This is a genomic window from Pseudomonas sp. 32_A, from assembly GCF_017490905.1.
Classification (GTDB): domain Bacteria; phylum Pseudomonadota; class Gammaproteobacteria; order Pseudomonadales; family Pseudomonadaceae; genus Aquipseudomonas; species Aquipseudomonas inefficax.
Genome location: NZ_JAFGYI010000265.1, coordinates 1 through 478, shown reverse-complemented (window position 1 = coordinate 478; position 478 = coordinate 1). Strand labels below are relative to the sequence as shown.

Annotated in this window: 1 protein-coding gene; it reads left to right on the top strand. The window is 73.0% G+C overall.

What is annotated here, in order from left to right; genetic code table 11:
• Window positions 1-46: 46 nt before the first annotated feature.
• Window positions 47-478: polymer-forming cytoskeletal protein (locus J5M58_RS26605; protein WP_207880349.1), on the top strand; the 432-nt coding region annotated here is incomplete at its 3' end.

Sequence of the window (478 nt, the reverse complement as noted above, 5' to 3'; positions counted from 1 at the left end):
CGTGTGATCCGCGTACGCGCCGAACGTCGACATCGACAATACGCTCGTGCGCGGCGCGGTCGTCGGGCAAGCGGTGCGCGTTCACGGTTGCGGCGGCTTCGCGAACCTGCACGGCACGCCGATCGTGTTCGGCCGCCTCGCGCACGCGCCGGGGCGCGACGCCGCGCTGACGCCGCGCCGCGCGATGTCGCTCTCGGGCCGGCTCGCCGGCGTGCCGCACCGCGTGCTTGGCGGCCGCTACCTGGTGGCTCGCGACATCCGTCTGCCGTCGCACACGATCCTGCACGGCACGCTGATCGTCGACGGCCGGCTGACGCTCGGCGAAGGCTGCGTGCTGATCGGCAGCGTGAAGGCGCACAGCGTCGTGCTCGAGTGCGACGCGCTGCTGAACGGCGCGGTGTTCGCGCGCGATGACGTGCTGCTCGACGAAGCGAGCTGCATCGACGGCGTCGTGTCCGCGGGCGGGCTGCTGCGGCTC